Annotated in this window: 14 protein-coding genes; 8 read left to right on the plus strand and 6 right to left on the minus strand. The window is 62.8% G+C overall.

Annotated elements, in window-relative coordinates:
* Positions 1 to 672: 672 nt before the first annotated feature.
* From QEP15_RS00415 to QEP15_RS00425, 3 genes are read right to left on the minus strand one after another with little or no spacing between them, the layout of a single operon-like run.
* A complete protein-coding gene (locus QEP15_RS00415) occupies positions 673 to 3,372 on the minus strand; it encodes an SNF2-related protein (protein ID WP_280148290.1) in 2,700 nt (899 codons plus the stop codon).
* A complete protein-coding gene (locus tag QEP15_RS00420; RefSeq protein ID WP_280148291.1) occupies positions 3,362 to 5,287 on the minus strand; it encodes a phospholipase D-like domain-containing protein in 1,926 nt (641 codons plus the stop codon). The genes QEP15_RS00415 and QEP15_RS00420 overlap by 11 nt, the downstream gene beginning before the upstream one ends.
* The gene (locus QEP15_RS00425; protein WP_280148292.1) at positions 5,284 to 6,696 is read right to left on the minus strand and encodes a hypothetical protein; all 1,413 of its coding nucleotides are present in this window, start codon (positions 6,694 to 6,696) and stop codon (positions 5,284 to 5,286) included. Before QEP15_RS00425 ends, QEP15_RS00420 begins: the two co-directional genes overlap by 4 nt.
* Positions 6,697 to 7,815: 1,119 nt before the next feature.
* Here QEP15_RS00425 and QEP15_RS00430 point away from each other — a divergent pair.
* Positions 7,816 to 8,148 carry a hypothetical protein gene (locus QEP15_RS00430; protein WP_280148293.1) on the plus strand — a complete coding sequence of 111 codons (333 nt, stop codon included), beginning with the start codon at positions 7,816 to 7,818 and terminating at the stop codon, positions 8,146 to 8,148.
* A gap of 99 nt (positions 8,149 to 8,247) precedes the next feature.
* Here the strand turns inward: QEP15_RS00430 and QEP15_RS00435 are convergent, their stop codons facing one another.
* A complete protein-coding gene (locus tag QEP15_RS00435; RefSeq protein ID WP_280148294.1) occupies positions 8,248 to 8,985 on the minus strand; it encodes an anti-sigma factor family protein in 738 nt (245 codons plus the stop codon).
* A complete protein-coding gene (locus QEP15_RS00440) occupies positions 8,982 to 9,497 on the minus strand; it encodes a sigma-70 family RNA polymerase sigma factor (protein ID WP_062839395.1) in 516 nt (171 codons plus the stop codon). Before QEP15_RS00440 ends, QEP15_RS00435 begins: the two co-directional genes overlap by 4 nt.
* A gap of 198 nt (positions 9,498 to 9,695) precedes the next feature.
* Between QEP15_RS00440 and QEP15_RS00445 the strand changes: the two genes are divergently transcribed.
* Entirely contained in the window at positions 9,696 to 10,919 is a 1,224-nt protein-coding gene (locus QEP15_RS00445) for a catalase family peroxidase (RefSeq protein ID WP_280148295.1), read from the plus strand.
* Positions 10,916 to 11,485: a cytochrome b gene (locus QEP15_RS00450; protein WP_280148296.1), complete on the plus strand. Its 570-nt coding sequence runs from the start codon at positions 10,916 to 10,918 to the stop codon at positions 11,483 to 11,485. Before QEP15_RS00445 ends, QEP15_RS00450 begins: the two co-directional genes overlap by 4 nt.
* A gap of 68 nt (positions 11,486 to 11,553) precedes the next feature.
* Here the strand turns inward: QEP15_RS00450 and QEP15_RS00455 are convergent, their stop codons facing one another.
* Complete coding sequence (locus QEP15_RS00455; RefSeq protein WP_280148297.1) at positions 11,554 to 12,000, minus strand: hypothetical protein; 447 nt, start codon at positions 11,998 to 12,000, stop codon at positions 11,554 to 11,556.
* 161 nt (positions 12,001 to 12,161) lie between these two features.
* Between QEP15_RS00455 and QEP15_RS00460 the strand changes: the two genes are divergently transcribed.
* The 5 genes from QEP15_RS00460 (at position 12,162) to QEP15_RS00480 (ending at position 20,871) form a co-directional block, all read left to right on the plus strand.
* The gene (locus tag QEP15_RS00460) at positions 12,162 to 12,689 is read left to right on the plus strand and encodes a sigma-70 family RNA polymerase sigma factor (RefSeq protein ID WP_063954182.1); all 528 of its coding nucleotides are present in this window, start codon (positions 12,162 to 12,164) and stop codon (positions 12,687 to 12,689) included.
* Entirely contained in the window at positions 12,679 to 13,731 is a 1,053-nt protein-coding gene (locus QEP15_RS00465; RefSeq protein ID WP_280148298.1) for a FecR domain-containing protein, read from the plus strand. The genes QEP15_RS00460 and QEP15_RS00465 overlap by 11 nt, the downstream gene beginning before the upstream one ends.
* Before the next feature lie 113 nt (positions 13,732 to 13,844).
* The gene (locus tag QEP15_RS00470) at positions 13,845 to 16,331 is read left to right on the plus strand and encodes a TonB-dependent siderophore receptor (RefSeq protein ID WP_280148299.1); all 2,487 of its coding nucleotides are present in this window, start codon (positions 13,845 to 13,847) and stop codon (positions 16,329 to 16,331) included.
* A gap of 449 nt (positions 16,332 to 16,780) precedes the next feature.
* A complete protein-coding gene (locus tag QEP15_RS00475) occupies positions 16,781 to 20,068 on the plus strand; it encodes a T6SS effector BTH_I2691 family protein (protein WP_280148300.1) in 3,288 nt (1,095 codons plus the stop codon).
* A gap of 20 nt (positions 20,069 to 20,088) precedes the next feature.
* On the plus strand, positions 20,089 to 20,871 hold the full coding sequence (locus QEP15_RS00480; RefSeq protein WP_280148301.1) for a DUF6708 domain-containing protein: 783 nt from the start codon (positions 20,089 to 20,091) through the stop codon (positions 20,869 to 20,871).
* The last annotated feature ends 66 nt before the right edge of the window (positions 20,872 to 20,937 follow it).

The raw sequence follows: 20,937 nt of genomic DNA on the forward strand, positions 1-20,937 counted from the left end.
TTGGCGCTTATTGCCAATAGCGTAGGCTTTTCTTGGTGCGATAAGTTCCCGGACAATGCTGTCGCTGAGCGTTTTTTTGCTGAGGACAGGCTCGTTGGGCATTTCCGCCCGTGGTTCAACATTGACTCGGAACGTTGATCGCCTGACAGCCTCCAATCACCGTGCTGACCAACGAAGAGGCCGTAGCGATCAGGCCGCAGATTTGGACATTTGGCCTTCAGCGCCTCTCGCGGGGTCGGTATCCGGCTATAAGCGGTCACCTGAAAAGTTTGGCTGAATGGCCGCTTCAGGCTGATGGCGGTCAGTCGATCGCCGTGCCCGGATGGCCGCTCCCACGTACAGTAGTCATCCCAGGTGGTCCCGACACCGAGGGCGGGTCAGACTCGGTCAGCAGTCGTCGCCCTTCCGCGCGTCGCAGCCACATTTGCAAATGACGGCTGTCCTTGCCGATCACCGGCCGGACACTCGCTAGTACGCCGAACTCTGGGGCATTGGGTCGATGAATTAGGCCTGCACCGTGCCAAATGCAGGCTCCTCGTCGACTGCAATGATTTGGTTCGCCCGGCAGCTCCAGGACAACAGAGTAAGAACTACCCGAGCCCCACCGATGCGCCCGCAATATCGCGCTGTCGCCGACGGTTCATCCAGTCCTTCGCAAGGATAGCGCTCGATCTACGGATAGTCGGCGCGCCCTTCGGCCAAGTGTGGCATGTAGGCACCGACCGGCCTTTCTTCCTTTGGATCGTATGGGTACGGATCGACCAGGTTCGACTCAACCATGTTCTCGCGTGGCGTGCGCAGGTAGTTTCGCCATGCATCGCTCGCGCGCCGCAGGTCGATCTCAGCGCCAATCAGCGACTGCCGGCACGCATCCATGCGCTCTTCGACAAGGTGTTTCTCGCGCACGAACGATGCCAGTTGTTCCTCGTCGAATGAGCGTGCTAAGTATGGGTACTGGATCGCTAGTTCGGCCCGGCCGTCACGCTCCAGCAGCGCATTCACCTTGCCGAAGAGCCTGTCCACCCGCCCCACGCGCTGCTCGTTGTCGCCCGGCGTCCAGGCGATGCCGTAGTGGTGAACCTTGCGACACTGCAAGTGCAGATTTACGCCCTCCTGCAGTACCGAGGTCGCGGCCAGCACGTTTGGGTAGAAGGGGCTGTTGAAGCCCAGGATCAGCCGCTGCCGGTCCTTGACCGCGCCACTTGCATAGAAGGCGGGGCTGCTAAGCCCAGTGAGCTTGTGCCAGCCCTGGCGGTCTTCGTCGGGCACGTTCTCCCACAAGGCATCGAAGGTCTGCAGTGCGGCACGGAAGTAGGCGAAAGCCAGCGAGTCCTTCAAACCTGCGTCCAGAAAATCCACAAATGCCAAATAGCGCTGCTGAGCATCGCCCGCTTCTCCGCCCCGACGGAATTCGGCATACCAGCAGTACAGCTCAACGATCACCGGGCTGGCGAACAGAAAGCCGTTCTTGAGGTAACGGCCGAAGCTCTCGGCCTTTGCTGACTCTCGAGCCAAGCGGTCGATGCGCTCGCGGTCGGCGGCGTGGAGCTGGCGATACATCAGCCCCCAGAGCGTCGGCATCGGCTTCGTGAAGTCCAGCTTTTCGTCCGCCATCACGCCGACGCCACGCTTCTCGCCGGCGCCGCGCGCCTCCAGTGCTGCCGAGGCGTACTCGTCGCGCAGCCGGTCGCCGGACTGCCTTCGGTAGTGATAGCCGTAGGTCCCCGCCCTGTAATCGCTGGCCGGTTCCAGCAATAGCGTGAACAGGCTCTCCGGCTTGCGGAGACGAAGGCTGAAGTTCGAGGCGTCGGTGCTGCGCTGCGCGCCCGTCTTCTTTACGACGAACAGATCGGCCACCTTCGAATGCACGTTGGCATCCGCATCCGCGTGCTCTTCTGCCGCTGGGTCATTGCCTTCCAGCAGCATCGAGTCGTCGGCCTCGCCATGGCCGCCAAAGTGCCGGTTGAAGAATTCGCGCGACCAACGGCTGGCCTCCCACCGCCTCAACAGCCTTCCCGTGTCGTCCGGCGCCAGCGCTTGCACAATCCGCTGCCCCATCTGCCGGTCGTAGGTCACGTTAACGCGCGCAACGATCTCGCGCACCGAAGGGATCCTGCGCACGAACACCAGGTGCTTGTGCTCGTGGACATCCACGCCCGCATCGAACACGTCGGCTGGTACGCAGGAGTTCACCAGCGCGTCGTACTTGGGGTGCGCAGGCAAGCCGCCCAGGCTCTCGTGCATGCGCGCCAGTCGGATGAGAATCTCTGTGTCGGGCGCGCCCTGGAAGTCGCGCTTGGCCACGTCTTCCTCGGTCTCCTGCTCCGCTTCGGACGCCTGCACCTTGAACGACTCGAAGCCCTCTAGGTAGCCGTAGAGAAAGCGCCGGCCATCCTGTACCTCCTTGCTCACCAGCAGCTTTTGGTAAAGCGCGAAAAACAACTCAGCCGCCGGGTCGTGCACTAGGTCCGACGCCACCGCCCGTTCGTGGCGGTAACAGTACTTTTCGTAGCTGCCGTCGCGGCCCTTCATCCGGCGCAGACGGCGCAGCGTGTACTTCTTTAGCAACGCCTCAGGCTTGTCCTGGCCCACCTCGGTCACGTAGCCCAGGATCGCTGTCACGTCATGCATCGACGCGTGGCTGGGCGTTGCCGTTATCAGCAGCGCGCGCTCGCCCAAGCGGTCCTCAGGTAGGCCGAAGAACTTGCGCGCCGCACTGGCGCGCTGCGACTTGCCACGGCTGTTGCGGAAATAGTGCGCCTCGTCCACCACAAGCAGGTCGAAACCCCTGCCGCCTAACGCTGCCTTCAGGCGGTGGTGGATCTCGGCTGCCGCGGCTGCTGCGCCCTGGAGCTTGTCCAGGCCCTCGTCGTGCTCGGCGCGCATCAGCCCGCTCAGCGAGTAGATCGTCGTCACCAAGAACCGGTGCGTCCGCGCCTCCACGGCTTGAGCCAGCTCGGCCAGCGACCAGGCCAGCCTGGCCCCGTGCACCGGCTCGCCGTCGCGCACGCGTCGCACTACGTCGTCGGATTGCTTGTAATGCGTGCGCACGAACTTGGCGTACTCGCGCTCCCAGTGGCGACAGATGTCGCGGTTGGGCGCCATGACCAGAACGCGCGCATCGGGCTTCGCCTTCCAGAGCAGCGCCATCACGCCCAACGCCTGCAGCGTCTTGCCCGTGCCCACCTCGTCGGCCAGCAAGGCCGCACGGTGGCGGCCCAGTTTGTTCCATAAGCCGGCCACGCCCTCGGCCTGGCGCGCGGCCATGGCGGGGTCGCCTTCGCGATAAGTCCAGTCCGCGCGCTCTCGGTCGAAGGTGATCCACCCAGAAACCTGCTCTGGCGTCAACGCGCCCCAGCGCTCAGCGTCCATAGCCGCAAGCCTTCCGCAACTGCCGCATATACTCGGCGTTGCCGCGGATTTCCGGCGGCAGGCGCGACAGCCGCTTGTCGGGCTTCAGGCTCTGCCACTTCGCGCCTTCAGGCGGCGACGACCGTGCGTACTTCGCGCGCGTGCGGGCGTGCGCTTCTAGTGCCCCGGCGTAGAGCGAGTCCGCCTCCTGCAGCAGAAACCAGTTGAACACCGCACTGCCGCCGGGTGCCGCCGCCTGCGCGTTCACTTTGGCCACCAACTCCTGCAGACTGCCGGCCTGCACGAACAACAGCTTCTCCAGAATATCCCGCGAGTCCACCTCGCGCAGTCGCTGGCGGAACTGCTCGAAGGCATGGAACACGCGGAAGTAGCTCAGCCCACCCGCGTCAACGGAGATGCCTGGCGGCGCTGGCTCGTCGTCGGGCACGTCGTCGTTTCGCAGCACCGGGCGCAACCGGGGCTTATCACTGCCGCCAGGCTCGACGCCTTCGACCCAGTCATTCAACAAGTCCTTCAAGGAGTCGTAGCCCTGGGCGCGCCGATGAGACAGCCCGGTTTCCAGCACCAGGCCGCGGTACTCCAGGCTGTTGCCGCGCCAGACCTCGTAGCTGTGGTCGGCGAGCAGCGCTTCGTTGTCGGCCAGCTCCAGCGCGATGGCTTCCAGCGGCCAAGCGCCGTCGATTCGGCGCTCCTTCCAATCCAATCCCAGGAGCTGCTTTAACCCCGGCAGGCGCAGCCTGTAACCCAAACCGTCGCTCTTTTCGTACAGCCGACCCTGCACCTTGTAGCCCCCCTGCGCCCAGTCGAAACTCACCTGCAGTTCGAAAGGCAAGGGATAAGGCGGCGGATCTAACTCGTCATCCCGCAGCATGTCATCGGTGCTGAAATCCGCGGCACTTAGGGCCAGTGGCTGTCCGGAGATTTGCGTTGCAGGAGCCACGTCAAGCAAGAAGCCAGCTTCCACGTTGCGCAGCCCAAAACTCGAGCAGCCCGGCTCGGTACAGTTCCAGGAGCCGACGGCCAGGCGCGCCCTGCGTCCTTGCGCCAGCCAGAGCTTGGCGTGGGTCATCTCGATCTCGTCGGCCCGCGGCGATGGCCGGTCATGAAAGACGAGCCCACCCTCGTCCAACATCTCCTCGATTGCCGCAGACCACTTCGTGCGCACATGCCGGTTGCCGACGCGATCCGGCACGATTGCGAAGTCGATCTTTCGGTCAGCCAGTATCCGGATCTTCTCGATCAGCCCCGCGAGGTCGAGCGAGAAGTACGGCGACCACACAGTCATCCGCCCAGCCTGCGTGCCAGCCAGCAGGAGTTCCAGGAAACTTTGGCCCTCGAAGCTGTGCGCAAAGCGCCAGCCCTCGTCGTCTCCCTTGAACTGCTTACGCACGCCCAGCGCCTTGCTCAGCCCCGCCGCCACGAACAGCGGCTCGAAGAAGCGCTTGATCTGCTGGTACTGCTCGTTGTTGCTCACCGCGTGGAAGCAGAAAACTTCCTGGTTACGCCCCCAGCCGCTGACGCTGAGGTTGGCGCTGCCCGCGCCCAGCACCATGCGGCCGCCTTCGTCCTCCAAAAAGATCACCTTCGGGTGGAACAGTGACTCCGGGCCGAATCCTTCGAGCCCCAGCCGCCTCGGCAGCACGCCGTGTATCGGCAACGCCGTGCGCTTAAGCTGGTCGGCTTCCATCATGCGCAGGTCGCAGAACACGCGCAGGTCGATGCCGCGCTCGGCAAGCTGCAACTGCATGTTCTCGTAGTCCATACGGTTGGCGGGTGGATCGGCGTCGCCCTGTAGAAGCTCGGGCAACACATGGGTCTCGAAGAACGGGATGCCCAGGTTGAACGTGGTGAACCAGGCCCGCTTTAGTGGACCTAGCGCCCGCACTTGCTGCCGAAATACATCCATCAGCTTCACGCCAGCCCCCGCATCCCGGAGAGGAGGTGGCGGAACTGCGGCACGTAGTACTGGTGGACCCAGGCGCCCACCGGCCATTCCTCTTTTCCCGGCAGTGGGCGGATGCGTACATCGATCCTCAGTTGGCTGCCGTTCAGCAGCCGCAGCCAGGGCGACTGGCCGCGCGCATTCATTACCTTCTCGTGGTACTTGAGGAGACGCTCCACCTGCTGCTGCACGCTGTTGCCGCGCGCGAGAGCCAACAACTCCGTCAGCCGCTCGGCGGCCGTTCCCGATACCTGCTCGCGCATCGCTGCATTGCCTTCAATGGGCTCTGCCAACCGAGGCAATGTGTCCCCATCGCGGTCGAGCGACTTCCAACTTGCCAACACTTCGGCCAGCGACTGCGACTTGGCCGAGAGCATTACCCCCAGCAGCAGGTCCAGCTCGGCGAGGAAGGGTTCGAGCACCCGCACGCGTTCGAGCTTGTCGCGATCGCCTGCCGCGAGCGACGCGCGCCCGGCCGCGAGCGCGAACACTTGCTCGGTCGGCTTCGCCCGCACCTGGCCATCCGCCAGCCACTCCTGTTTCAGTGCCTCGTACAAGGCGCCTGGCGCGCCCTGGTCCAGTTCGGTAACTCCGAGCCAGAAGTCGCGCGCATACGCGCCTACCCACGACGGCGACCGGAAGGCCGCGACGAAGGCCTGCTTGAGCGCCAGTGGCAGTTCGGCAAAGTTCAGCTCAGGCTCCCGACGTACGCCCGCCAGCAGTCCGGCCAAGTGCGCATGTACGAGCGCCTGCAAGCGCGCCAGGGGCTTACCCTCGGAAAACAACTGCGCCTTCGCCTTCTGCCACTGCGGCCGCGACGCAGGCAGTGCGTAGTCGTGACTGCCGTCAAAGAAGCCCATCTCCACCAGCGGCGTCTTATAACGCCCGCTCACTCCGAGCGAGTTCTGCCGCACCAACACGTGGGCTCGAGCGCCGGGGCTGAAGACCAGCCGCGGGTTGCCATCGGTCTCTTCCCAGCGCCGGCGCGCCTTGGAAATCCCAAGCACACCCGCAGTCTGGATCCTCGTATCGGCCTGCACTTCCACCATCGCAAAGGCGAACACGTTTTCCAGGTAAATCAAACAGGCCTGCTTAAAGGCGGCCGAATCCTTGCCCCGGCCTGCGTAGGCCTTGTCGTGCAACAGCCCCTTGCCCAGCAGCACCGCATCGTCCTCGACCAGGGCCTTGGTCACCCAGTGGTTAAAGAGGTTGAGCGTGTAGTTGCGAACGTCGTTGGAAATGGAGCTGATGCGGTGGCGGAAGATCTTTTGCCCATAGGCCGACCAGATTACCTGCAGGCCCAACGGGTCCAAGTTCAGCTCGCTGCTAATGCGCTCGTCGAACTCTGTAAGAAGGTCACTAAGCGCAATTTGACGCTTCATCCCCGCTTCGCTTTCTAGTGTGCCTGGAACAATCGGCAATACGTTCACCTCGATATGACTAACGTTCTGGGTGCTTCAACGGACTCGGATGCCTGCACCCTGTGGACGTCGATCCACATAATCTACGCTTCTCGGGTAGGCGACTGCGGCCGCCTTGCGGATCTCCAATTCACCTCCGCGTTGGCAAGCAATAAAGCGACGTGCGTGTAAGTAAATGTAGTTTTCGTATCTTACATTAGATGGGGACGTCAATGAGCTTGGGGAGTCACCTGATCAACGCACGGAGGCTTTGGAAGTCGTCGACCTGCAAGTATGGAGTGGCAAGACTAACGTAGGAAGTAGTCCGGCATACCTGGCCTCCCGCGCAGACAAGGCAGTTGAACGCAACGGCGATGAGCCCGCTGAACCGGATGCGCCTCAATTCTTGGCAGCTTGTAGCCTGTCCCGGGCGAATGCAACGGCTGCAAGCCTGTCGGTTGCTCATCGATGAGGCCGTAGGGTTGTTGCCTTCGCTCGGCCAAAGCGAGGCACCTTCGTCCTCCCACCTTTAGTGCACAGGGGCGCTCATGACGGTCGGCTTCGACGTAGCAAGATCCGGAAAGTGGATGTATCTTCTGGGTAGAGGACACCTGTTCATCGACGGGACGAGCGGTCATTGGGGCGGCCTCGACCACTCAAACGGGGCCCGCGACCGCTTGACAAAGGTCAGTATCAGTTTGGTCTGAGGCGACCACCGACTGCAACCGCTGCATTTCGGACGTTGGTCTGTACAAAAGCGACTGGCTGTAATGGGTCGAAAGCCGACATTGGCGTTGATCATCGCACTGAGCTAAAACCGTCATCCTCGTTGTTTTCCACTCCGATCCCTGCCGTATACTCCCCCCACTACCGCAACAACGGTAGCCCGGTTTGGAAGCCGGTCAGCTATAGGCGGGCAGCCGCCGCTAAGGCGGCTTATTTGCGTCCGCGCGTCTCTGTACGTCCCTATGGACGGGCCTTGGCGGGGGTGCGCTTGCGCACGCCGGGTCCTATAGCTCCGGTCTTCCAACCTCGACTCGTGCCCGTCCTCCCCATTTGGAAGTGGGGTGCGGGTTTGTTTGCCGCTATAGGAGATTTTCCATGACGCAGCACTCCCTTACCCAAGATCCCTGGTTCGTTGACACCAATCCCGAGCTTGGCCTGATTCCCCTCTCCCACCTCTACAACATCGATCGCGCCCGCTATGCCATCGCGTCGATCGCTCGCCTCGTCGGCAACAGCGCCTCCGAACCCGACGCAACCGGCGCGCAGCCGCTGGACGCATGGACCGTAGCCGCATTGTTGGGCGGGGTGGAAGGATTGTGTGACCACATGGGCGTCATGACAGAGTCCATGCTGGAAACGGCACGAGCGTGCGCACAAGATGCCGATTGCGCCGACCCCACGCATGGCGCGCCCGCGTCGATTCAATAGACGCAAAAACGGCTCGGGCCTGCCGCGATGTGCGACAGGCCCGAGCCGTTAGATTCGACGAAAACTTGCTCGATCTGAGGCGTTAATCGCTCCGAGGCGTCACGATTCACCCACTTGCATGTTCTGACCGCGCCCATCCTCCGCCGTCACCAACGCATAGTTGTACCCCTTCCCCGACCAATACCGCGCCAGCAGCTCGCCATCCCTCCGGCTCCCTTGCGCCAAAAACTGCCCCCCCGGTCCAGGCGGCCGAATATAAAACGTAGCGCGCTGCCCCGCGTTCTCATAGATAACAAGCGCCGCCGGCCCCTGATCGGTCGCCAACAAACGCGCACCAACAGGCCTAAACCCGCTATCGCTCAAATTAGGCAACCGCTCGGCATGCGCAAAATACGCATCCAACCACCCCTGCAAATCTCCAGCCTCAGCACGCACATCCGGCTGCGGCGCATCCGCTGACGCAAACAACCGATAAGCCTGCATCGCATCCTGCATAGGCAGCACCCGATTCGCCAAGGCCGAATCCCGAGCACTCCATCCCGTAACGCCGCCAATCGCCACCGCCACAACGAGACTAGCCGCCATCACCATCCGCCGCCGCGTGCGAACTCTTAGCCCCGCGCGCACCGCAGCAGGATCCAACGCAGGATTACCCGGCAAGCCATCCCCGCCAGCCCCTTCCCGCAGCCGCTGCGCATCCCGACGCCAAGCCTCCAGCTCCTGCGCCTCATCAGGATGCGCCCGCAAATACGCCTGCAGCGCCTGCAACTGCGACGGATCCAGCTGTCCATCCACATACGCATTACGCGTCAGATCATCGATAGAGCGTTCTTTCATTTCAATATCCTCAGACGAGCCTCGCCAGCCTGCCCCTCATGCAATTCACGCAAGGCACTCCGCGCGCGGGACAGGCGCGACATGACGGTGCCTAGCGGCACGTCCAAAACATCGGCGACGGCCTTGTAGCTCATGCCTTCCACGCTGACGAGCCACAGCAGCGTGCGCTGCGCTTCGGGCAGGCGTTCGAAGACATCCAGGGAAGATCGCGCGATGACCTCGCGCTCGGCCGACGGCGCGGCGGCGTCGGACCCGGCAAACCACGACAGCAGCCGCGCATACCGGCGCGAACGGCGTTGAGAGTCCAGGAATTGGCGGTACAGGATGGTGAAGAGCCACGCGCGCACGTCGCCTTGCGGACGGCGGCCGCGCCAGCGGGTGAGCGCTCTTTCCAAGGTGGATTGCACCAGGTCGTCGGCCGCGACCGCATCGCGCGTGAGGCGCAGCGCAAAACGCCGCAGGCGCGGCAGTAGTTGGCGCAGCACGGCGTCGGAGAGTTCTTCCGCTGGCATCTCGTCGTCGGTGGATGCCGGCGCGTCGGGCGGCACGCGGACCGGTTGAATCATGGCGGGTTCCTGGGAAGGCCTGCGTAGCCAGCTTACAGGCCAATCCAGTAAGACGCCGCACCGGCGGGTTTATTCCATGTCGGAATAACTTTTTTCGCACGGCGTCCTACAGGGGTATGCATCGCCCCATGGGCAAGGAGCCTTATGCAACAAGGATCTGACCGCAACGGCCCGCCGCCGGGTCAAACGCCACCGGGAAGCGAGCCGCCGGGCCGCCTGCCGCGGAATCGTCAAACGACGGGTGCGCGGCAACAAGACGGTCAGCCGCCAGAAGACCGGCCCCTGAAGCCCCGGCCGCTCACCACCCCGCAAACCCTCCTTCGCCTCACCGCCATCGGCGCCATCGTCCTCGCATCCGGCGCCGCGTTCGCCTACGTGGGGGGCTGGCTCGACCCGCAGCGCCTGACGCCCGACCGCATCGTGAACGCCCTGGAAGCCAACAGCGGCGTCCACGAGGGCTTTCGGCGCAACCACGCCAAAGGCGTCTGTGTGATCGGCCGCTTTGAAAGCAGCGGCGCGGCGCACGAGTTATCCACCGCTGCGGTGTTCGCCTCGGGCAGCACGCCGGTGATCGGACGATTGGCCCTTCCCGGCGGCAATCCTTATGCCTCGGACTCCAGCGTCCCGATCCGCAGCTTTGCGTTGATGTTCACGTCTGCCAATGGCGAACAGTGGCGAACTGGCATGAACAGCATGCCGGTGTTTCCGCTGTCGACCCCGCAGGCGTTCTACGATCAGCAGCTGGCCGGCCGGCCCGACCCTAAGACGGGCAAGCCCGATCCGCAGCGCATGCAGGCGTTTTTCGCGGCGCATCCGGAAACGGGTGCATTCCGCGCGTGGGCCAAGACCGCCAAGCCGTCGGCTAGCTACGCGACCGAAGACTATTACGGCCTGAATGCGTTCTACCTGATCAATGAGAACGGAAAGCGCCAGCCGGTGCGCTGGCAGTTGGCGCCGTTGGACGCGGCGGCGGCGCCTGTGGCGCAGCCAGGGCACGATGCGGACTATCTGCAAACCGATCTGCAGCAGCGCCTGACGCAAGGGCCGTTGCGCTGGCGTCTGCTGCTTACGCTGGGCCAGCCCGGCGACTCCACCAACGACGCAACCCGCCAGTGGCCGGCGGACCGGCCGACTGTCGACGCCGGCACCGTGGTAATAACCAGCAGCGCACCGCAAAGCGACGGCCCTTGCCGCGACGTGAATTACGACCCGACCGTGTTGCCGCAAGGGATCGCCGTGTCCGACGATCCGCTGCTGGCGGCGCGTTCCGCGGCCTATGCGGCCTCTTATGAACGCCGCACGGGCGAAGGGCCGCCTCAAGCCGCCGCTGCGTCATCCCATTCGACCCAACCGGAGCGCGCCCAATGATCCCGTCGCCCAATCAAACCCGCCGGCCGCCCGCCACGTTCAGCCTATTCGCACGCGTGCTGCATTGGTCGATGGCGGCCGGCATACTCGCGATGCTGTTCATCGGCGTGGGCATGGTGGCGTCTGCGTCCGAGCGGCATCAGTGGCTGGTGCAGATCCATAAGCCATTGGGCTTGGCGCTGCTGGCGCTGGTGTGCATACGGCTGGCCAGGCGTCTGTGCAAGGGCGCGCCTGCGTTACCGGCTGATCTGCCGGCCTGGCAACGTCATGCGGCGTTGGCGTCGCACATCCTGCTGTACGCGCTGATGTTCGCGATGCCGCTGATCGGCTGGGCGATGCTGTCGGCGGGTGGTTATCCGGTCGTGGCGGCCGGTTGGCAGTTGCCGCCGATTGCGCCTGCGGATGCGGGGTTGTTCAGTTGGCTACGCGGTGCGCATCGCTATCTGGCCCTTCTGCTGTTTGCGACGGTGCTGCTGCATCTGGCTGCGGCGCTGTTTCATGGCTGGGTGCGGCGGGATGGCGTGCTGGAGTCGATGACGCGGGGGCGTTCGGTGTCATCGCGCTGAATCAGGGAAGGGGCCATGCGATGCGATCTTCATGGCCCACGTGACCCGAGCGCCGGGGTGACACGGATTCAATTCGGCTTCCACGTCACCCCATCCTTCGTCCGATACTCCGGCGTGCCCGTGCAGCATCCTCCCGCCCCAAGCGCCTGCCGGCCAATGAACGCCGTCACGCCGCCCTTCTCTTCCGTCAGCGATTGGCGCAAGCACGACGTCGGCAAAGGATAGAAATCGCCTTCCAGCACCAGCGTCCAGCTCACGTTCTCGCCTTCGGCGGGATCAACCCGATACACCTTGCAGTTATGCGCAAGCAGATGAATGGGTTTTCCCGCAAGTACGCCCTTGAACTGATGTTCAGCCGGCGCTTCACGCGTGGCGATCGTTTCAGCGGTGAGCTTCGACCCAGCCGGCGGTGGCGGCAGTGACGGCTCGCATGCAGCAAGCAGGCTGGTGGCGCATAGCGTCATGGCGATGCGGCGGACGGAATGCTTTGGCAGTGTCTTTATCTTGGTGACCATACGAGCTCCTTGGGCGACATCTTAGGCCGCAAACACCCGATCCACTTAAGCCCACCGGTCGCAAAGAGATGAACCGATCCCGAGGCCACCCGCATCATCCCATCCCCGCGATCCGTCTTCACCCTATAATGGGAACCATTCCCATTAACAAAGCCCGTCCGATGTCCGCCAAGCCCAGCGCCAGTCCCGACGCCGGTATCTCGACGATTTACCGTGACCACCATTCCTGGCTGCATGGCTGGCTGCGCCTGAAGCTTGGCGACGCACACCGCGCGGCGGATCTGGCGCAGGACACGTTTGTCCGCCTGCTCTCGGCCAATTCCTCCACCCAGACCGAAACCGCCCTGCGCGAACCGCGCGCCTATCTGCGCACCATCGCCAACCGCTTGCTGGTGGACCATTGGCGCCGCCAGGAAATCGAGCGCAATTACCTGGCGGTGTTGCAGACCTATCCCCAACAACATTGGCCGTCCGAAGAGTCGCGCCTGGTGATCCTGGAATCGCTGGAGCAGATCGCGCAGATGCTGGGCCGGTTGAGGCCCGGGGTGCGCGAAGTGTTCCTGCTGGCGCAGATGGAGGGCCATACCTGCCCGCAGATCGCGCGGCAGGTGGGCAAGTCGGTGGCGACGGTGGAGCGTTATCTGGCGCAGGCCCTGCAACACTGCTATCGCCTGGTTTATGAGTGCTGATCGCGTGGCGTCGGCAAAGCTCGGCGCGGGTGCGGACGCCACCTTGAACGGCGCGGGCGATGCGGCGGTGCTGGACGCCGCCATCCGTTGGCGCATCAAGCTGCAATACAACACGGCGGACGCGTCCGCTTGGCGGGCCTTTGATGCGTGGTTGGGCGCGAACCCGGCGCATGCGGTGGTCTGGGAGCGCTTGCAGGCCTTGAGCGCGCGGTTGCAGCGCCCGGCGATGGACATGCCGCCGCAAGCCGTGGCGCGAATTCTTCGGCAGACGGGGACGGCGCAGACGCTGCGCTCGCGGCGCAAGGCGTTGATGTCGCTGGGCGTGCTGGCGGCGGGCGGCTGGATGGTGTGGCAGGCGCGCGATGCTGCGCTGGTTCAGCATGCGCTGGCCGATGTGTCCACGTCGCGCGGCGAGCGGCGCCGCATCGTACTGCCGGACGGTGGCACGCTGGTGTTGAACACGGATACGGCGGTCAACATCCGTTATGGCGATCAAGCGCGACGGATCACGTTGCTGGCCGGCGAGGTTTATCTGATCTCCGGCAGCGACCCGCTGTCGCGTCCGCTGTTCGTGGAAACGCGCGATGGCCAGGCGCGGGCGTTGGGGACGCGCTATCGCGTGCGTCAGCGGGACGAGGCCAGTGAAGTGTCGGTGGACGAAGGCAAGGTTGCCATGCTGCCGCGCGATGGCGGCGACGCGGCCGGAATGACACTGCAGACAGGCGAATCCGCGCGTATGACGCGTCAGAAGGTATTCGGCGCGGGGCCGACCGATGTGCGTGTGATGGATGGCAGCGCCTGGGTCGAAGGCGCGTTGTCGGTGCGGGACATGCCGCTCGCCGCATTCCTGCAGGAACTTTCGCGCTATCACGGCGCAATCGAATGCGACCCTGCGGTGGCGCGGTTTAGCGTCTCTGGCGTGTTCCAGTTGGACGATACGCGCAAGGTGCTGGCGTTGCTGCGTCAGATCCTGCCGATCGAGCCGCAATCCGGCCGCTTGTGGTGGGGCGGACGCGTGACGCGGGTGCGGGCGCGCGCGTGATGGGCAACGCCCGGCAAAAAATATTTGAGGGGATCGGCGAATTCGTTCGTCATACCGCTTGAAGCAGTGCGCACTGCCCAAGATGGACCGACCCTCATTGGAGTAACCCTTTCGTGAAGACTTACCGACACCCGGCCGCTGCGGCGCCGGGCGCCCGGGCTTGCTTGCGCGCCTGCCCCACCCCCTCCCTTGCCGTGCTGTTGCCGCTGGCGGCGGCGCTTGGTCTGGCCGCGTTGTCCGCAAGCCCGACGACCGTGCGTGCCCAGACGGCGCCTGCCGCAAACACGCCCTCTGCCACGTCGCGCGCCTATGCAATTGCACCGGGACCGTTGAACGACACGCTGGCGGAATTCGCCCGGCAGGCCGGCATTTCGCTGGCGTACTCGTCCGCGCAGTTGAACGGTGCGCATAGCGCGGGCCTGAATGGCCAGTACGGCGTGGCCGACGGTCTGCGCGCGCTGCTGTCGGGCACGGGCTATCGCGCCGTCAACGTGGACGGCGGCATCCGCATCGAGGCCGAGCCGCCGTCCGCGGCCAGCACGCTGGCGCCGGTGCTGGTGACGGGCGTGTTCAACGCGACCACCGAGGGCTCGAACTCCTATGCGGCCAGGGCGGCGACCATCGGCAAGACGGAAGAGGCGCTCAAGGACATTCCGCAGTCCGTGACGGTGATCACGCGCCGGCGGATGGACGATCAGAATCTGTCGACCATCAGCGAGGTGCTGGAGAACACGACGGGCGTGACGATCAGCGAAGTGGCCGACGGCGGCCGCAATTTCTATTCGCGCGGTTTCAAGATCACGAACATCCAGTACGACGGCGTGCCGCTGTCACGCAGTTTCTATGCGGTGGGCAACAGTTTCACGGGCAGCACGGCGTATCTGGATCGCGTCGAGGTGCTGCGGGGCGCGCAAGGCCTGATGGAAGGCGCGGGCCAGCCGGGCGGATCGGTCAACCTGGTGCGCAAGCGGCCCACCGCCGAGACGCTGCTGCTGATGGAAGCGCGCGCGGGCTCGTGGGATCACGTGGGCGGCATGCTGGATGCGGGCGGCGCGCTCAATGCGGATGGCAGCCTGCGGGCGCGCGCGGTGCTGGACTACGACACCAAGGGTTCGTTCATCGACGTGGTGAAGGAACGCAATACCAACCTGTACGTTGCGCTGGATTACGACGTGTCGCCGCGCACCACGGTGGGCGCTGGCGTGCTGGTGTCGCGCCTGCGGTCCACCCCCTTCTTTGGCGGCCTGCCGCGCTACAGCGACGGCCGTTCACTGGGCTTGAAGCGTTCGACCTTTCTGGGCGCGGACTGGAATCAGTGGGACCGTGACGAGACCCAGGTTTTTGCTGACCTGACGCATCGGTTCAACAGCGACTGGCGCCTGAACATCGCGGGCACCTACGTGAAGGAAACCAGCCTGACGTCGGCGCTGGATGCGACGGGCGCAGTGGATCCTGTGACGTTGATGGGGCCGATGCGTAACGCCTGGCACTACGACAAGTCCGCGGAGCACTTCGGTTTTGACGCCAACGTGAACGGCCGCTTCACGACGTGGGGCATGGCGCAGGATCTGACGGTGGGCGTGAGCATGTCGCGCCTGAAGTCGACAGATCGGATCGAGTACGCGTCCAACTACCTGCCCCTGGATGTCTTCAATCCAGATCCACATGTGCCCAAGCCCGACAGCTTTCCGGACTCGCAGCGCTTGTCGCGCTATGACCCGCACGTGCAGAAAGGCATCTATGCGCAGTTGCGCAGCAGCCTGACGGACGACCTGACGCTGGTCTCGGGCGGGCGATTCAGCTGGTTTGAAAGCCGCTACACGACGCAGGCCGCAACGTGGGACGACGTCAGCACCGCGAAGGCCAGCGCCGAGTTCACGCCGTTCCTGGGTCTGGTGTACGCGCTGACGCCGCAGTGGTCGGCCTATGCCAGCTACGCAGATATCTTCGAACCGCAGACCGCCACGACGCTGGACGGCAGCGTCCTCAAGCCCATCGTGGGCGCGAACTATGAAGTGGGCATCAAGGGCGAGTTGATGGACGGCAGGCTGAACACGTCGTTCGCCGTGTACCGGATCGACCAGAAGAATCGCGCGGTGCAGGATTACGAGGCCGGGCCGGTCTGCAACGGCGGCTATTGCTCGCGGGCGGCGGGCAAGGTGCGCAGCCAGGGCTTCGAGGCCGAGATGAGCGGCGAACTGGCGCGAGGCTTGCAAGTGGCTGCGGGCTATACGTTCAACAGCAACAAGTATCTGAGCGACCCCGAGCGGGAGGGTCAGACCTTCAGCGAGGAAACGCCGCGGCACATGCTGCGCGTCTGGAGCGAGTACCGCCTGCCGGGTGACCTGAATCGGTTGAGCGTGGGCGCGGGCGTCAATTGGCAGAGCGCGTTGACGAACACGATTTCAAAGGTGCGGCGCCCTTCGTATAGCGTCTGGAATGCGCGCGTCGCGTACGACCTGACTTCGCACTGGACCGCCGCGGTGAACGTGAACAACCTGTTCGACAAGGTCTATTACGAGTACCCGGACTATCTGGAAAACCGCAACAACTACGGCGCGCCGCGCAGCGTGCTGCTGACGCTGCGGGGAAGGTTCTGATGCGTTCTTGATGCGATTGAAAGCGGCCTGCCGGGTGTCTCGGCGGGCCGTTTGCTTTCCGTACGGTCAGGCGACGTTGGCGAAGCGCTTTTCCAGGTACGCGATGATGTCGTTGGACTCGTACATCCAGCGCGTAATGGTCGGCGCAATTTGTCTGAGCGTGGATGATCGGGCCAACTTTGGCTCACCCGGGCCAAAGTTGGCCCGATTTTTTTTGTGTGTTTTCAAATCATTAAGGATGTTCGGGCCACGAATGGCCCGAACATCCATTGAAAAAAACACTTTCGCTGTTGCGACGAGATTGAGATCGCCATGCCTGGCGGCGGAATTTGCCTAAGCAGTTGATAAGAAAGGACAACGGAAACCACGCAACCTAGCTGGCACAGCGTTTGCATTGAGGCGAGAGGTCATCACCGAATACGGCCTCACTGCGCCAAGCAAAGGAACTTATGAGCGTCAGCAAGACCCTGGGCCTGGCGATCCGCCAAGCGCTACCCAACCCTACGGGCACATGCAACGCCTGCGAACGCACTGGGCTGCCGATTCTTCCGTTGCGATTGGCCTACGCGCCCGCGCCCACTGTCACATCAAAGCGGCCGCTTGCCGGCGGCGGCGATCTGGCTGCCGTGCCGATGCGGCTCGACCAGCCGCGTACGCTGCGTGAAGGGTATCTCTATGTGCTGCTCGACAAACAAGAGTGGCAGGCCTATGAGGTGACGCCCGACGGGGCGCTTCGCCAGTTCAACCCATTTGCCATGCCGCGGGCCGCCCCAGAGCCGCTGAGCGAAAGATGCATCTACCGAGACCACGACGTCCCCGCTTCTTTCATCAACATCGATACCAAACTGTTCAAGACCGCGTGGATAGCGTTTTCCAGCGATCCGTGGTCCGACCGTGTATTGAATCGCTATCTCCACAGTTTCGTGGGCGAAAAGCCGCCAGTGGGCGCCAGGTTTTACGAGCTTGACTTACAGACTGCTCGCAACGACCCCGCGAGCGTAGGCATCGCAATGATGGAGCAGAGCCTTCAGGTCGATCAGCAGGTACTGGAATACGCCACGCCCACGATCGGCGATTTTGTCAGCGTGCACGGCTTTTGCTCGCGCAATCATCGCTTGAACGCGCTAGAGGGTTTCGTGCGGACTCAGACACAGCGCGAGCAGTTGCCGAATGGCGTGTTGGCGTTGGTCCTGCCCGACCCGGTCGGGTTGGTCCAGGAAATCAATCATCAGCGCCTGGGTTGGCTAAGGGAGCGGCAGGCTTATGAGGCAGAGCCGCTCAACAACTACAAATTCTTCACGTCCGAAAGCCTCAAACGTCTGCGTGAACTTTGCAAGGTGGCTGCGGACGACGTCATCGCCGCTAGCCCAAATGTGGCCTGGCAGATGATGCCTAGCGAGTCTGGCGGGCCGCCGGTATTCGGCGATCCCGCTCGCGAGCGAGCCGAACAGGTCGAACACAAGGCTGGGAAGCTGCTTGCGCGCCTTGATGAGCGATACGACGAAGCGGCGCGCGCCAGTTGGGAGAGGGCGTTCGAAGCGCACAAAGCGCGGTTGCAGACGCAAGTGGATAAGCTTGCCGAACTGTACACAGACCAGATCCTTAACAACCCGATGTTCCGTCTGGCGGAGCACTATGACTACGATGCGCAAAATGCGTACTCAGTATTGGGTTACATCCGCACGATGGAGCTGTGCCTGAGCGGGGGCATCACCGAAGCAACGCCTAAACCCGATGCCGAGGGGAATATTCGACCCGTCTCCGGGCCGTCGGCGCGCGCTTGGGAAGCCTGGATCAAGGATGGGCAGAGCATTGTGTTCAAGACCTTGCTCGCGCTTGACCAAAACCTGATGCAAAGCCTGGTCCCCACGTTCAGCAATCAGGGCGAACTGGATTGGAACGACTTCGGCAAGCTCTACGCCCCGGTCACCAAGATCATCAACAGTAGCGACCTGGGCAACAAACTCATCTGGTCTAACGTTCAGGACGCAATCGCCAGTGTGCTGGCGGCTTACAACGGCGCGGTGAGCCGACTGGAACTGAAGGTTGATGCCGGCGTGCGCAACGTCGCCACGCGGGTGAACAGCGCATCGCTCTTGCTGTACTCGCGTACGTACATGACCCAGGTCGCCGTTCAGATGAAGCTGGGCGAGTTTTACACGTTGATGTGCAGGCAGATCGGGGAAGATCGAAACAGGCTTGCGGCGGCCATTGAAAAAGCGACCGGTAAGGCGCACAAGCAAGTGCGGTCGGTGCTGACTGCGGGTGTCCTCAGTCTGGCCCTGAGTGATCCCAAGTTGGCGGAGCAAATGGTCGACGTGGTGCTGTGGGTCGAAGGCAATGCAAATGACCTGCGCAAGCGCTTTGTCGGCGTTGTCCAGGACGCCACTCAGCAAACGGGAGAGGTCATCGGAGATGCTACGCGCCGGGCTGGCGAAGCGCTGAGCGAACTCAAGGTGCTGGCGGGTACGCTGGAGCCGGAGGCGCGCAAGGCCTTGGCCGGTCTTCAGCTCAACGCGTTGCAGGCTGCCGACCTCGCGCGGACCGGATTGAGGGGCGCGCGCAGTGCTGCCGCGATTGCCCGCGGCACGGTCGGAAGCGCTGAACTGCTGCTTGCTGTTGGCTCCACGTACCTGTTATCGCAGGGCTTGCGTAAATCGGTTGAAGCCGTGGATGCCACCTTTGGAGCCAAACACGAGGAAGCCGTGCTGGCGGTGTACTCGGCCTCGATCGGGGTGTTGGGGGGAAGTATTGAGGTGGCGGGAATGACGATGAGGGCCAGCGCTGAGCAAGCGAGGAAAGTTCTCCGCGCGCATGCGTCGAGTGTCGGTGCCATCAGTCAGCTCGCGGACGCTGGTAAAGCACTGGCGCGCTTTGGGGGAATACTTGGCGCGGTGTCTGGGGCTGTTGACGCTGTTGCGGCTTTAGCTGCAGCTGGTCGTGCCGGTGATGCTGGCGGTAAATCAGCAAGATCTTGGTACTTCGGTGCTGCAGGATTATCCGTCACAAGCGCGGGCTTTGCGGTGTACGCCCTCTATTCCGCCTCGACGACAATATTGAGTGCCACCTGGGTGCTTGGGCCTGTCGGGTGGGCAATTCTTGCTGGAATTAGTGCGTTTGTCTTTCTGCAGCTTGGTGGGGAGGCTGAGTCGTCTCCCTTAGAACGATGGGCGTATCGTAGTCACTTTGGACTATCGGGGAGTGATAAGTTTGACGACGCGAATTCGGCAGTTTCCGCATTGAATGCGGCGGTTCTTGGAGTCGATGCGCAGGTGGTGTTTGGTTCTATAGTGCGAGCCGTCCACTACGAAGGGAAGGCTGCCGCCATGGGTGGGGCGGAGGGAGGGCCGGCGGTTATACCGCAATTGCAATATCAAATAGTCATGCCTCGCTACGATGTCTCCCGCGTAGCCTTTAAGTGGCGACTTATCGTAAAGCGGTATTCCGGCGAGCAGATTATGGCGTCCGGTATGCACCCACTCGGTGATCCCAAGTCAAGTGAACATAGCATCCCGCTACAGCGGCTGGATTATGTGCCTGAAAGTAATGCGCCGACTAGCCGCGAGCGCACGGTTACTGCAATAGAGGAAGGAAAGGAAACCTTCCTTATTGTGGAAGGCTCGATCGAACTCAAAGTTAGTCACGATATCGATGAGGCACGAATCGTTCTAGAGTACCTACCAAACATTCACGACTCAGAGATGATCGCAATCGTGGACGTTTCGGAGGCCAAATGACAACGTCTCCGAAAGCTCTCTTGGACATTCCGACTGCTGGATGGAAAGCTGATCTTCCGCTTCCATGGGCACCACCGGATCATATTTTTCATCCAATCGGCGTCGCACCAAATTACGTGGACGAAATCTACCTTGAGTTGCATACCGCCAAAATATTGAATCGAACGGTGGTTTGCGCTTGTGGCATCTTTATTCTCACGATCGCGTTTCTAATGCTCGTAATGTTGTTGCTTGAGCTTGCAGACGGAGCATATGCATTTAAATCAAATCCATTGGCTTATGTCTTTTTATTGGGAGCAATAATGGTCAGTTTCGTCCTGGGAACAGGCATGTTACGCACAGGTATAGCCACCCCCCGAGACGAGCCCATTCGTTTCAACCGCAAGCGAGGCAGAGTTTACGTGTACCGCTTTCACAGCGGCGGACCGATCAGTCGAAAAGGTTGGGGTGTTCGCCCGGAGGCTTTCGACTGGAAAGACCTACGAGCCGAAGCCTGGAGCCGCATGGCGCCAAGTCCCAGTGGTGTGCCGATCTTCGCGTGGGGCGTGGATATCGCTGTGGTGGCGCCGGGCACCAATCACGTCATTGACCGCTTTCAACTAGCCGGCAGCAACGCCAACGGCGAACACATGTGGGCAATGGCGCGCGCGTTCATGAATCAGGGACCGGAGGCATTACCCCAGTATCCAAACCCGCCTCGTGATTGGAACAACGATGTGCCGCCCTATCATTTGGCCCTGCGTTTAGCGCCTAAGGTGGAGTGGCCGACTGATATGGACGTCGAGTCGCGCACGGGACTGTGATTCGCCTTTGGTCGGCGCCGAAGTCAAAGTGTTGACGGTGTGCCGTTGGAAAGCGGCCTGCCGGAT

The sequence above is a fragment of the Achromobacter mucicolens genome, from assembly GCF_029866465.1.
Classification (GTDB): Bacteria; Pseudomonadota; Gammaproteobacteria; order Burkholderiales; family Burkholderiaceae_B; genus Achromobacter; species Achromobacter mucicolens.